This is a genomic window from Cohnella sp. GCM10027633, assembly GCF_042675445.1.
In the GTDB taxonomy this organism is placed as follows: domain Bacteria; phylum Bacillota; class Bacilli; order Paenibacillales; family Paenibacillaceae; genus Cohnella.
In genome coordinates this window covers 138003-151609 of record NZ_JBHTGV010000001.1, presented here as the reverse complement: position 1 = coordinate 151609, position 13607 = coordinate 138003, and the positions used below count along the sequence as shown (strand labels likewise).

General features: G+C 59.6%; 10 protein-coding genes. All 10 read left to right on the top strand.

The genetic code is table 11. The features are described from left to right. Nucleotides 1-1074, top strand: coding sequence for an SGNH/GDSL hydrolase family protein (locus ACFQZG_RS00600; RefSeq protein WP_378149104.1), 1074 nt, complete (start codon nucleotides 1-3; stop codon nucleotides 1072-1074). Nucleotides 1075-1178: 104 nt separating this feature from the next. After that, nucleotides 1179-2450: an FAD-binding protein gene (locus ACFQZG_RS00595; RefSeq protein ID WP_378149102.1), complete on the top strand. Its 1272-nt coding sequence runs from the start codon at nucleotides 1179-1181 to the stop codon at nucleotides 2448-2450. Nucleotides 2451-2644: 194 nt separating this feature from the next. Next, entirely contained in the window at nucleotides 2645-3199 is a 555-nt protein-coding gene (locus tag ACFQZG_RS00590) for a YdhK family protein (protein WP_378149100.1), read from the top strand. 222 nt (nucleotides 3200-3421) lie between these two features. Further along, nucleotides 3422-6100, top strand: coding sequence for a DUF4962 domain-containing protein (locus ACFQZG_RS00585; protein ID WP_378149098.1), 2679 nt, complete (start codon nucleotides 3422-3424; stop codon nucleotides 6098-6100). A 104-nt stretch (nucleotides 6101-6204) separates the two neighbouring features. Next, nucleotides 6205-7767: an ABC transporter substrate-binding protein gene (locus tag ACFQZG_RS00580; protein WP_378149097.1), complete on the top strand. Its 1563-nt coding sequence runs from the start codon at nucleotides 6205-6207 to the stop codon at nucleotides 7765-7767. Nucleotides 7768-8009: 242 nt separating this feature from the next. Then, a complete protein-coding gene (locus ACFQZG_RS00575; RefSeq protein ID WP_378149095.1) occupies nucleotides 8010-8927 on the top strand; it encodes an ABC transporter permease in 918 nt (305 codons plus the stop codon). A gap of 15 nt (nucleotides 8928-8942) precedes the next feature. Next, the gene (locus ACFQZG_RS00570) at nucleotides 8943-9836 is read left to right on the top strand and encodes a carbohydrate ABC transporter permease (protein WP_378149094.1); all 894 of its coding nucleotides are present in this window, start codon (nucleotides 8943-8945) and stop codon (nucleotides 9834-9836) included. A 116-nt stretch (nucleotides 9837-9952) separates the two neighbouring features. After that, nucleotides 9953-11506, top strand: a complete 1554-nt coding sequence (locus ACFQZG_RS00565; protein ID WP_378149092.1) for an ABC transporter substrate-binding protein — start codon at nucleotides 9953-9955, stop codon at nucleotides 11504-11506. Then, nucleotides 11479-12579 (top strand): hydroxyacid dehydrogenase, encoded by a 1101-nt coding sequence (locus tag ACFQZG_RS00560; protein ID WP_378149090.1) that lies wholly within the window; start codon nucleotides 11479-11481, stop codon nucleotides 12577-12579. The genes ACFQZG_RS00565 and ACFQZG_RS00560 overlap by 28 nt, the downstream gene beginning before the upstream one ends. Nucleotides 12580-12610: 31 nt before the next feature. After that, on the top strand, nucleotides 12611-13579 hold the full coding sequence (locus tag ACFQZG_RS00555) for a carbon-nitrogen hydrolase family protein (RefSeq protein WP_378149088.1): 969 nt from the start codon (nucleotides 12611-12613) through the stop codon (nucleotides 13577-13579). Nucleotides 13580-13607: the final 28 nt, after the last annotated feature.

Below are 13607 nucleotides of genomic sequence, written 5' to 3'. Positions count from 1 at the left end.
ATGATCTACCTACAGGCGGAATTGCATAACGTCGAGGCGCTCGTCGAGGTGCCCGATCGGCCGGGCGTACTGCTGCAGCGCGTCCCCGAGTCGGTGCGGGCCGGATTGATCGAAGACGGGCAAAGACAGGCCCGAAGAGCCGCCATGGCCGAGATCCGCTTCGTCGCGGAAGGAGATGCGGCGGAATTGACGCTTGCCAGCTTCGGCGAATCGAGCCGGGTTCAAATCTATTACGGAGAATACTGGGTCGAAGAGAGGACGATCGGCGAACGATCCGAGACGTTGACGTTCGGCGCGCGCGAGCCGCGATTCCAGTTCGACGCGCCTTGGAGCGAATCGGTTCCGCGTCGGTCTTTCGGGCGCGTGTGGCGGATCGTGCTCCACGGCGGCGAAGTCCATCTGCTCGGGCTGAGCGGCGCGTCGCTGAGACCGCCTCTCATGGACGAGAAGCCGAAGCTTCGCTATCTTGCTTACGGAACGTCGATTACGTACGGCGGCGCATCGCCGGAAGCTACCTATGTCGCTCATGCCGCCTGGCGGCTCGGCCTCGATCCGATCAACCTCGGCATGCCCGGCGCCGCCTTCTGCGAGCCGGCGATGGCGGAACATATCGCGAATCGCCAAGACTGGGATATCGCGACGCTCTGCCTGTCGGTCAACATGCTGAACCGCGGCGTGACGACCGAGGAGTTCGCGGCCCGCGCCGGCGCCATGGTTCGCAAGATCGCGTCCGCGCACCCGAATAAGCCGGTGCTGTGCATCGGGTTGTTCACGGGCTTCGCGGATCTCGGGTGGACGTGGCCCGGCCGCGTCGTTCCGTCGACTTCGGATGCTTACCGCGAAGCGTTGAAGCACGCGGCCGAGAAATCGGGATTCGCGAACGTTCGTTACGTGGACGGACGCGAGCTTTTCGACGACTGGCGAGGCTTGTCGCACGATCTATTGCATCCGTCGCCTATGGGAATGGCTCTCATCGGAGAGAAGTTGGCGGCGCGCATGTCGCCGCTGTTGGCGGGGGCGAGCGCTGGAGCGCAGGCGCGCGGGGACAAGAACGGATTCGAATCAAGCGAGTAGAGACCGACATCGTCAGGGAAAAGTCCGCGCCTACGCGCGGATTTTTTCGTTATAATAGGAATTACTTAAACAACCTTACGTCCAGAACCGAAGGAGCAATGACGATGGAAGATAGACGCAACTGGGCAGGCAACTACCGTTATGGCTCGGCGCAACTGCTCGAACCGGCAAGCTTGGAGGAAGTACGGGATATGGTCGTTCGCGGCGGTCGCATCCGCGCGCTCGGCTCGCGGCACTCCTTCAACGGAATCGCGGACACCGACGGCGCGCAGCTCTCGCTTGGCAAGCTGAACCGGATCATCGGACTCGACAGAACACAGGGGACGGTTACCGTGGAAGGCGGGATCCGATACGGAGAGCTGTGCCGCTATCTGCATGAGGAAGGTTACGCGCTGCATAATCTCGCTTCGCTTCCGCACATTAGCGTGGCCGGCGCCGTGGCGACAGCGACTCACGGCTCGGGCGACCGCAACGCGGGATTGGCGGGGGCCGTGCGTAAGATAGAGCTCTTGAAGGCGGACGGAGAAGCCGTAGAGCTGACGAGAGACAAGGACAGCGACTTCGAGGGCGCGGTCGTCGGGCTCGGCGGGCTGGGCATCGTGACGAAGCTGACGCTTGACGTCGTCCCGGATTACCGAATCGCTCAGACGGTATACGATCGGCTGCCGCTATCCGCGCTCGATCATGGCGGATTCGACGCCATCTTCTCGGCAGCCTACAGCGTCAGCCTGTTCACGAATTGGGAGGGCCCGACGTTCAACCAAGCGTGGGTGAAGCGGAAGCTGGACGGGGCGGTCGGTGAACCTCTCGCGAGCACGCCGGCCGAGTTCTTCGGGGCTTCGCCGGCTACGGCGAAGCGGCACCCCGTTCCCGGCCAGTCCGTCGTGAACTGCAGCGAGCAACTGGGCGTTCCGGGACCCTGGCACGAGCGGCTGCCGCACTTCCGAATGGACTTTACGCCGAGCGCGGGCAACGAGCTGCAGAGCGAATATTTCGTTCCGCGGCGGCATGCGTTCGAGGCGTTGCGCGCGCTGAACGGGCTGAGCGAGCATATCGCGCCGCTGCTCTATGTATCCGAAGTCCGCACGATTGCTACGGACGCGTTCTGGATGAGCCCGTGTTACCGGCAGGACAGCGTAGGCATTCACTTCACGTGGAAGCCGGAGTGGGAGCAAGTCCGGCGGTTGCTTCCGTGCATCGAGGACGCGCTCGCTCCGTTCGGAGCGCGCCCGCATTGGGCGAAGCTGTTCGCGATGGATCCGGAACAAACGCAAGCGCGGTATGAACGGCTGCCGGACTTCCGGCGATTGCTGCATCGATACGATCCGGCGGGGAAATTCCGCAACGCGTTCCTGGATTCGTATATCGGCGGTTAACAAGCATATTCAAGGGGCTAGAAAGCCGACTCCGCGGAGTCGGCTTTTGGTGCTCGAACAACTATCGACTAGGTATCGATAACCTCGAGTAATGGCCGTCCGAACGTTTGTCTTCCGTTCGCGTTGATGGCCAATCTTGGGTATACTTGGTGAAATGATTCATCTAGCAAGAGGATGAAAGGAGGCAAAGTCTCATGAGAACGTACTTGATCTTACTTGGGTTGTCCGCATTATTAGCGCTAAGCGCTTGCGGTAACGCGGGGGTACACGAGCATACGCACGCGAACGCCGAAACCGGCGACGGACACGATACGCACCACCATCACGGCTCCGGCGAATTGCCTGCAGGCTTGACGGAAGCCGACAACCCTCGATATCCAGTCGGCTCTTCGGTCACGATCCGTACCGATCACATGCCCGGGATGAATGGCGCGGCGGCAACGGTCTCCGGAGCATTCCATACGACGGTATACGCCGTATCTTATGAACCGAAGAACGGGGGAGCTCGCGTTACCGACCATGAATGGGTCGTTCACGAGGAATTGAAGGATCCCGGCAGCGAGCCGCTCGCGGTCGGCGCCAAGGCGACGCTGGAAGCCGACCATATGGAAGGCATGAGAGGCGCCGAGGCCACGATCGACTCGGCCGAGCGAACGACCGTTTACCTGGTGGATTACGTTCCGACGACGGGCGGCGAACCGGTGACCAATCATATGTGGGTCGTAGAGAGCGAACTCTCGGACGATTAACGTGCCTAGAAAGACCGAATGCCCTTCATCGTTCCGTGAGGAACGTTGGAGGGCATTTTTCTGTCATAGAGGTCATTTTCCACGCCTTCCGTTACGGATCGTGCTGTTTTCTACAGATCGAAGAATTTACGTAGGCGACCGTCAGCGCCTACGATAGAGAGCAAGGGCCGGCCTGGCAGAATCATCCGACAGTAGCTGCCCTACGGAGGGAGGAACCGAATCATGAACACACAGGATACCGGATATTCGGCAGTGCCGACATTAACCGACGAATGGCCGGAACGGTTGCTGCGGAACGCCAACATGCCGTTCCGTCCTGCGGACGGGCTCGTCACGACGCAAAACCCGCCGGATTTCAGCTGGCCGTACGTCCCGGACGCATCGGGTTATCAGCTTCAACTGGGAAGGACCGTTTCCATGGACGGCAAGCTCGAAGAGATCGAACTCGAGGCGAACTTCCATAATCTGAATCGGACGCTTAACGCGGGATATTGGTACTGGCGGGTCCGCTACCGCTTGTCTTCGTCGAAAGGAGCGTCGCCGTGGAGCGCGGTTCGCCGCTTCCGTATCGCGGAAGAGAACGTGCCGTTCCCCGTGCCGACGATCGACGAGATGATGGCGAGAATGGAGAGGGGCCATCCGCGGGTATGGACGACCCCCGGCGATCTCGCGGCGTTCCGCGACCGCAGGTTTACCGGGAGCGGCAAGGCGGCTTTCGATCGGCTCTATGCGTCCGTTCAAGCCGATCTAGGGAATCCTCTGCCTTCCGATCCGCCTTTTCCTTATCTGAATGCCGACATTTCGTCCGTATCTCCCGAGTTCGTGAAGGCGTTGCAGGAATTGCGTGCTTACGCCGATACGACGCTCGAACGGATGCTGAACGCGGCGTTCGTCTATCTGCTGACCGGAGAGAAGCGGATCGGCGCCTACGCGAAAGCCCATCTCATGAACGTTACCGCATGGGACCCGTCGGGTTCGACCCGGTTCGATATTAACGACCAGGTGCATCGCGCCGTCGCGTACCGTTCCGCCATCGCGTACGACTGGCTGCACGATCTGTTGTCGGACGCAGAGCGTCGGGACGTTCAAGGGATGATCAAGACGCGCGTCGCCGAACTGATCGACAAGTACTTGGTCAACCAACCGATCTATCAATATCCGTTCGATTCCCATGGCTGGACCATCATCGGCTATATCGGCCTCATGGGCGCCGTGCTGCTGCACGATATTCCCGAAGCGGAGCAGTGGATGCGACGCTCCGTTCCCGCCTTCGTCAACCTGCTGCCGCCTTGGGGCGGGGAGGATGGCTCCTGGTCGCAGGGGACCGGCTATTGGCAATGGTCCTCCGGCTCCAACAAGGAGCTGATGGACATTCTGCTTAGCTCGGGGGCCATTAATCTGTACGATAAAGCTTTCTCGCGTAACGAGGGCTTGTATCCGATCTACATGTTCCCGCACGGCAGCCCGACCGGCGTCTTCGGCAACGACAGCCATTACGCGCCAAGCTCATACAGCTCTCGCCTGCTGAACCGCATGGCTCAGGTATACAGCGATTCCCGTCTGAAGTGGGCGGCAGACGCGATCGGGGAGATGCCCGCGACCGCGCAGCAGGATTATTACTACCGGGACGACGATCTGCCCGCGGTTCCGCCGACGGAACTGCCCAAGGGCAAATGGTTTCCCGTGACGGGATTGGTCGCGATGCATTCGGATCTTCTCGACCCGAAGCGAATCTCCCTCTACTTCAAGTCGAGTCCGTACGGCAGCTACAGCCACAGCCAAGCGGACCAGAACGGCTTCATCTTGCACGCGTTCGGACAACCGCTCGCCATTAAGAGCGGGGTGTACGATTACTACAACAGCGTCCATCATCGCGGCTTCACGAAACGAACGTATTCGGCGAACGCGATTACTTACGACGGAAGAGCGGGGCAACCGATCGACGATTTCGACGCCAAGGGACGGGTGCTCGGGTTCGTCCACCACCCGGACTTCGACGCGGTCAGCGGCGACGCGACGGCCGCTTACAAGGAAGGATTGACCCGGGCGATCCGGCATATCGTGTACGTCCGGCCCTCGGCATTCGTCGTGATCGACGAGCTGGCGACGGACCGCCCGGGAGGCTCCGCGTTCGAGTGGAACCTGCATGCGGACGACATGCTCGCGTTCGATTCCGACGGACGCGGAGCGACGATAGAGAAGGGCGGGGCAGGGCTGCACGCAAGACTTCGCGGAGGACTTGCGCATGAATGCCGGACGGCTCTCGAGACAGCTTACCTGAACCCGGAAGGCGAGGAAGTTCCGCCGGTCGCGGGCTTCGCCGGCAAGCGGCAGGTTCACGCCGCGTTCGTCACGCCGAATACAGCCTCCGTCGTTCTCGTATCGACTCTCGCGCCTTATCGCCTTGGCGGCGATATTCCGAAGGTAGAGGAGGAAGAGGCCGAAGGCGTCCTTAAGTTGACTTTCGACGGGGGAGCCTCGGCGTACGTTCGAACGTCGGACGCCGGCTTGTCCGGCGACAATCGGTTCGACGGCATCCGTTTCGTCGGCGCGGCGGCCGCGACGAAGGGAGACTCCTTCCTGTTGGTCTCCGGTACTTTGCTGGAGAAGGACGGCGTCATTCTCGCCCGAAGCGACGTCCCGTCGACGATCGCGCTCGGAGATGGTATGCTATCCCTATCCGCCCAGAGCGACGCGAATGTCGTTCTTGATGCGCCAAGACCGGTCCTCCTGTACGATTCGGACAGCGGCAAGGCGATTCAGCCCGGCGGACGAGCCGAGGAGAACATGAGCGACCGCGGCGTCCACTGGACGCAGTCGGAAGGCAGGCTGACGATTCGAACGGAGCGCGGTCAGCGGTCGTTCCGAATCGTCGCCGCGCCGGGCGAGGCGAACAATTAAGCTGCCCGCGGCAAGACGGACCCTCGGCTTCCTTATGGAGCCGGGGGTCTTTTGATTCGCATTGCTACAATAATGATAGCAAGCAATAACGGGAGGCGGTTCGATTGACGTCAAGCAAGGACGACATGTTACTGCAAGATCGGAAGAGAGGAGCGGCCATAAACCTCGCATTAGCGGTTTCAGCCGCGGTCGGAGTCTCGTCCCGGCGAATGCTGCTCGCGGCTGTCGGACTGATTACGGCAGCCGTCCTCGCCGGGTGCTCGACGCCGCTGTTCGGTTCGGACTTGGAGGAAGCGGCGGAGTCCGGCACGAACGACGCGGTCGAGTTGATCTGGTATTATCCCGAATATCAGGCGAACGCGGATCTTGCTCTCGTGAACGAAGAAGTCAACCGGCTCGTCAAGGCGAAGATCAACGCGACGGTCCGGTTGATGCCGATCGAGTTCGGCAACTACGAGCAGAAGATGAATACGCTGGCCGCTTCGAACGAACCGGCCGACATCGTCTGGACGTCCAATTGGCTGTTCTCTTGGACCGACAACGCCGAGAGGGGCGTCTTCCGGCCGGTACAGGACTTGCTCCCTGAATTCGCGCCGGGGCTGCTCGCTTCGCTGCCGGAACGATTCTGGAACGACGGCAAACTGAACGGCGAGCAGTATGGTATTCCGAATTATCAGATCTCCGCCATGCAGCCTAGCCTCGTCGTGCAGAAGCGATTCGCAGACAAGTACGGGTTGGACGTCGGCTCGATTCGTAAGATCGAGGATATCGAGCCGTTCCTGAAGCGCGTCAAGGAAGGCGAACCCGGTATCGTGCCCTTCGGGACGACGCGCGGCTTCTATACGAATATGCTGTACGGTATCGATTGGCGGGTTCCGGTCTACTTGGACGATCCTACCCATACGATACTGCCGGACGTAACGCCGGAGATGACGAGCAATTTCAAACTCGCAAGGTCTTGGTACGAGAAAGGTTACATCAACGAGGACGCCGCCACTCTACGCGACGCATCGGACGCCTACATCAAGGGGAATACGGCGGTTTGGTTCGATCCGACGGGCAAGCCGGGCTCGGAGGCGGACTTCAAAGCGCGGGACGGCGGCCACGACGTGCAGTTGGTGCCGCTGGCAAGCCCGTATTATACGGGCGCGGTCAGCTCGATGAACGCCATCTCCCGCACGTCGAAGAACCCGGAGAGAGCGCTCATGTTCCTGGATCTCGTGCATACCGACAAGGAGCTGTACAATCTGCTCGTATACGGAATCGAAGGAGAGCATTACGAGAGAACGACCGACAACTTCATCCGGATCGACGCGGACGCCGGCTATTACACGAATACCGACTGGGTGTTCGGCGATATCCGGAACGAATACTTGCCGGAGGGCTCGCCCGCGGACAAGCTCGACCAAACCGTTCGGATCAACGAACGGGCGAAGCTGTCCTTCTATCACGACTTCGTCTTCGACGGCGAATCCGTCAAGGCGGAGCTGGCCAACGTACGGGCCGTCAACGAAGAATATTACGGATCGCTGGCGACGGGAACGGTAGATCCCGAGGAATATTTGCCCATCTACGAGGAACAGCTGAGGAAGGCCGGCAGCGACATCATCGCCGCCGAGAAGCAGCGTCAATTGAACGAATGGCTGGCTTCCAAAGGGCTGAAATAGCCTCCTCATACCTCATAACGATCGGCGTCAATCGGCCGGAAAGACAGGGAATTCTCCTTGTCTTTCCGGCTTTTTCGCGTCTAGGCGCGCATGGAATCCGAATTCGGCACTTTAATGCGGATCGAACATCGCGCGAGTAGAGAAAAGTACGGTTTTTGCACTGTATTCATCCCCGTACGGACCGTTATCGTGAATGGCAAGACACCGCAATCCACTTCAACGGCAAGGAGGCATAGAGCAACTTGAAGCAGAACAGCTTATCCCGTTTTATCGTCAGGAACATCGAACTATTCGTCCTATCGCTTCCCGCCGTCCTCTACATTTTCGTCATGGCGTACGTCCCGATGTTCGGAACTCTCATCGCTTTCAAGAATTACCAATACGACAAGGGGATTCTGGGCAGCGACTGGGTCGGGTTCAAAAACTTCGAATTTCTGTTCGAGAGCGAGAACGCCTTCCGAATTACCCGCAACACGATCCTGTACAACGTCAGCTACATGCTGATGACCACGATCTTCGCGCTATTGGTCGCCATTCTGCTGCACGAGATCTCCAAGAAGTGGCTGAAGCTGTACCAGACCGCGATGATTCTGCCGTTCTTCCTGTCTTGGGTCGTCGTGAGCTATATCACGATGGCGTTCCTCGATCATCAGAACGGCTTCCTGAACGGCTGGCTGACCGCGCTCGGCTTAGAGAAGGTGCAATGGTACTTCGATGCCCACGTCTGGCCGTACATCCTGAACGCCGTCCACCTCTGGAAGAGCATCGGGTTCTCGGCGCTCGTCTATTTCGCGGGCATTCTCGGCATCGACGGCGAGCTGTACGAAGCGGCGAAGATCGACGGCGCGCGCAGATGGCAGATGGTTCGGAACATTACGATTCCTCAATTAACGCCATTAATTATCATTTTGTTGATTCTCAGCGTAGGGAACATGTTCCGCGGCGACTTCGGGCTTCACTACTTCATCCCGAACAACAACGGCATGACGTACGCCACGACGGACATCATCGACACTTATATTTACCGCGCTCTGAGCACGCTCGGCGACGTCAGCATGGCATCGGCCGTCGGCCTGTACCAATCGTTCGTCGGCTTCGTTCTCGTCGTTCTCGCCAACTTCACCGTCCGCAAAATCAACGAGGAGAACTCGCTCTTCTAGAAAGGAGAAGCCTGCATGCTCATTAGCAATAGGGTCCGATGGTCGAATCTTCTTATTCATCTGTTCTTCGTCTGCCTGACGCTGTCGATGCTCATCCCGCTGGCGTTGATCATTATCGTCTCGTTGTCGGATGAGCAGTCAATCGTGCTCCACGGCTTTCGGGTCATTCCGGACAAGTTCTCGACCGTTGCCTACCATTACTTTCTGAAGACGCCGGATACGCTCATTCGCGCCTATGCCGTGACGGTCCTGGTCAGCATCGTCGGCACGATTCTGAGCCTGATCCTCACCTCAACGATGGGCTACACGCTGTCCAGAAGGGATTATGGGTTGAATCGGATCACCTCGTTCTATGTGTTCTTCACGATGCTGTTCAACGGCGGCCTTGTGCCGTTCTACATTCTGATGACGCAGGGATTGCAATTGAAAGACAACTTATGGGCGATGATCGTGCCCGGCCTGCTCAGTCCGTTCTACGTGCTCATCATGAAGGGCTTCATGTCCAAAATCCCGTATGAAATCATCGAGTCGGCCAAAGTGGAGGGAGCGAGGGAATGGCGCATATACGCCCAGCTCATTCTCCCGCTGTCGAAGCCGGCGCTGGCGACGCTAGGACTGTTCATCATGTTCAACTTCTGGAACGAATGGTTCAACGCGCTGCTGTTCATCGACAACCAGAAGCTCGTACCGCTGCAGCTTCTATTGGTAAGGACGATGAACTCGCTCGACTTCATTACTTCAAGGCCCGAATTCTCGGCGGCGATGGTGAGCTTCGACATGTCGAAGTTCCCGAGTACTTCCGCCAAGTTCGCGATCGCGATTATGTCGGCGGGCCCGATGCTGCTGGTATTCCCGTTCTTCCAACGGTTCTTCGTCAAAGGGCTGACGATCGGGGCTATCAAAGGCTAATAACGGATGAGAGAGTTACCGGCGCGAAGAGGAGAGGAGGTGGGGGGCAAGACGATCCGAGCGCTTGTCGTCATAGCATGTCGCTGTGCCCATTCATATTCAGGAGGGTTATAACCATGGAACGTACACAGAACAGAAGAAACGGTATGCGCTTCACCCTGGCACTGGCTTTGGGCTTCTCGATTGTCCTGACTTCCGCTTGCGGCAACAATTCGAATTCGGGCTCTAACGCTTCCCCGAGCGCGTCTGAGCCGCAGTCTAGCGCATCGGCTCCCGCCAGCGCATCGGCCGAGGCATCGCCGTCCGAGGCGGCGCTCGAACCGGTCGAACTGACCTGGTATTATCCTCAGAACGCCGAGAATGCGGACCTGAAGCTCGTTAACGACGAGGTCAACAAACTCACCCAAGCCAAAATCAACGCGACCATCAAGTTGAAGCCGATCGACTTCGGCAACTACGAGCAGAAGATGAACACGATCGTTGCTTCGGGAGAGGCATTCGACCTCCTCTGGACGTCGAACTGGCTGTTCAAGTTCGACACCAATCAGGTGAAAGGCGTCTTCACGAAGCTCGATGACCTCTTGGGTACGGTCGGCAAGGATCTGCGCGCGTCGATGCAGGAGAAGTTCTGGGACGACGCCAAGCTGGACGGAGGCATCTATGCCGTTCCGAACTTCCAAATCTCCGCCAGCCGTCCGAGCTACGTCATCCAGAAGCGGTTCGTGGATAAGTACAATCTCGACGTCTCCACGATCAAGAAGATCGAAGACCTCGAGCCGTTCCTGAAGACGATCAAAGAGAACGAGCCGGGAATTACGCCGTTCGGCACGACCCGCGGTTTCTATAGCGGCTTGCTCTACGGAATCGACAAGAGGGCGCCGGTCTACCTCGACGATAAGACTTATACCGTCCTGCCGGACATTACCGACGAACTGCGGGACTACTACAAGCTCGTGCGTTCCTGGTATACCCAAGGCTACATCAACGAAGACGCGGCAACGCTGAAGAGCGCGGCGGACGCTTACAAGAAGGGCACGACGGCAGCATGGTTCGACGTGACCGGCAAGCCGGGCTCCGAGGTCGAATTCAAGGCCGCGGACGGCGGCTTCGACGTCGTGCTGGTGCCGCTGGCCCAACCGATCTTCACCGGCGCGGCGAGCACGATGAACGCGATTAGCCGCACCTCCAAGAACCCGGATCGGGCGATGATGTTCCTGCAGCTCATCAATACCGACAAGGAGCTCTACAATCTGCTCGTCTACGGCATCGAAGGCAAGCACTATACGAAGATCGACGACCGCTACATCAAGATCAACCAAGACGCCGGCTACTTCACGAACGCCGACTGGATCTTCGGCAACGTGACGAACGGATACTTGCCGGAAGGCGCTCCCGCCGATAAGTTCGAGCAGACGATCAAGGTCAACGACGAAGCGCTCGTATCTCCGTTCAGCGGATTCACGTTCGACTCGGAGCCGGTCAAGACGGAGATCGCGAACATGCAGGCCGTCCGCGACGAATACCAAGCTTCGCTCGGTACCGGAACGCTCGACCCCGAGAAGTACTTGCCGATCTACGAAGAGAAGCTGAAGAAAGCCGGCGGCGACGCCTACCAAGCCGAGATGCAGAAGCAATTGGACGCATGGCTGAAAGAGAAGGGCATGAAGTAAACCGCATTCGAATTCATCGCATCGGCCGAGAATGGACCGGGATCGCCCGGCCGTTCTCGGCTTCGGCGCGGAAAGGAGAAGAAGACTTGAGAATCGCCTTCTTGCAAGGACAACATCAGCGGGAACGGGTATTCCTGCCGGAGCATATCGAACGGTTCCGCCGGCATGGGGAAGTCGCCATGAACGAAGAGGCGGGCGATCCGTCGGAGGAGCGGATGGCGCACATCGTTCGCGGCGCGGACATCGTCGTCACTTCTTGGGGATGCGGCACGTTGACCCGCCGCGTGCTGGATAGCGCGCCTCGGCTTCGGCTCGTGCTGCACGCGGCGGGTTCGGTCAAGCCGATCCTGTCGCCTGAGCTGTGGGAGCGCGGGGTCCGCGTCTCGCAAGCCGCCGCGGCGCTTAGCAGAGGCGTTGCGGAAACGGCGCTCGCGCTCACGATCGCCTCGCTCAAGGATATGTGGCGGCTCTCCCAAGCGACGAGAGAGGGAGCCTGGGGACCGCTGAACTCGGTTCGGGAAATGTACGGCATGAGAATCGGCGTTCTTGGCGCCGGGCGAGCGGGCTCGCAATACATCCGGTTGCTTCGCGCTTTCGACGTAGACGTTCTCGTCTACGATCCGTACGTCGACGAAGCGGCGGCCGCGGCGATAGGCGCGCGCAAAGCCGGGCTCGAGGAAGTGCTTCGCGCTAGCGACGTCGTCTCGGTGCATCTGCCGTCGCTCCCCGACACGTATCGGCTGCTGAATCGCGAGCGGTTGGCGCTGCTCAAGGATGACTGCGTGCTGATCAATACGGCTCGCGGAGCGGTGATCGACGAGGAAGCGTTGGCGGCGGAGCTTCGCCGGGGCAGGCTGTTCGCTTGCCTGGACGTAACCGACCCGGAGCCGCCGGAGACGGATCATCCGTTCCGCCTGCTTCCGAACGTCGTTCTGCTGCCGCATATCGCCGGCGCCGTGAACAACGGGCTTCGACGCGTCGGCCAGTCCGTGCTGGAGGACTTCGAGTCGTACTTGGAAGGAAAGCCGATGGAAGGCGAAGTGACGAAGGCGAATGCGCATTTGCTTGCGTGAGCGAGGAACAGCGAGGAGAGGGGGAAGGAAGATGGCGAATCGCGTTACGATCAGCTGTCTTGGGCCGCGGCCGCTGGCGATCGAAGCCGGAACGCCGCCGCGGGAAGCGATTGATCGTATGATCCGGCACTGGGCCGACCAATTGGAGAAGGTGCTGCCCGATCGGCCGGATCTGATCGTACTGCCGGAAGTCTGCGACCGGCCGGACCCGCTCGGGTTCCCGCTGGAGGAGCAGCACGCTTATTTCCGCGCACGCGGCAGTCAAGTACGCGATTACTTGGCGGACGTCGCCAAGAGGCATCGCTGCTATATCGCCTATCCGGCCCTGTCGGAGTCGGCGGACGGCGGCTGGCTCAACGAAATGCAGATGATCGACCGAGTGGGCAGGGTCATGGGAACGTATCGCAAGCACTATCCGACGCCGGACGAGTCCGGTCGGCGGAAAGTCCGCTTCGGCACGGACGCCCCGGTATTCGAATGCGACTTCGGCCGGGTGGCGGCGGTTATCTGCTTCGACCTGAACTTCGACGAGCTGCGGCTTCATTACGCGGCCATGAAGCCGGACTTGATCGTCTTCCCTTCGATGTATCACGGGGGACTGATGCAAGGCTATTGGGCGTACTCGTGCCGAGCCCACTTCGCGGGAGCGGTTGCCGGAGGTCCCTGCACGATCCTGAATCCGCTCGGAACGGCGACGGCCGGCAGCACGAACTATTATTCGTTCTGCACGGCGACCGTCAATCTGGATTGCGCCGTCCTTCATATCGACGAGAACGACGTGCTCTTCCCGGCGATCAAGCGGAAGTACGGCCGCGACGTGACGATAGGGGAGCCCGGGTATCTGGGATGCGTGCTGCTCTCGAGCGAATCGGACGTCTTCTCCGCGGATGACGTCATCGAAGAGTTCGGTTTGGAGCGGATCGACGATTATTTCGACAGGACGCGACATTGCAGGGCCGTCGCGGGCAACGCTGACAGTACTGACAACGATAGGCATTGAATCGGCCTTCCCGCGGGAGGAAGCGTCC

Bases quoted from the DNA above. Each gene is read 5' to 3' on its own strand.
- ACFQZG_RS00585 (WP_378149098.1), top strand. From the start codon at position 3,422: ATGAACACACAGGATACCGGATATTCGGCAGTGCCGACATTAACCGAC.
- ACFQZG_RS00600 (WP_378149104.1), top strand. From the start codon at position 1: ATGATCTACCTACAGGCGGAATTGCATAACGTCGAGGCGCTCGTCGAG.
- ACFQZG_RS00570 (WP_378149094.1), top strand. From the start codon at position 8,943: ATGCTCATTAGCAATAGGGTCCGATGGTCGAATCTTCTTATTCATCTG.
- ACFQZG_RS00560 (WP_378149090.1), top strand. From the start codon at position 11,479: ATGGCTGAAAGAGAAGGGCATGAAGTAAACCGCATTCGAATTCATCGC.
- ACFQZG_RS00555 (WP_378149088.1), top strand. From the start codon at position 12,611: ATGGCGAATCGCGTTACGATCAGCTGTCTTGGGCCGCGGCCGCTGGCG.
- ACFQZG_RS00565 (WP_378149092.1), top strand. From the start codon at position 9,953: ATGGAACGTACACAGAACAGAAGAAACGGTATGCGCTTCACCCTGGCA.
- ACFQZG_RS00595 (WP_378149102.1), top strand. From the start codon at position 1,179: ATGGAAGATAGACGCAACTGGGCAGGCAACTACCGTTATGGCTCGGCG.
- ACFQZG_RS00590 (WP_378149100.1), top strand. From the start codon at position 2,645: ATGAGAACGTACTTGATCTTACTTGGGTTGTCCGCATTATTAGCGCTA.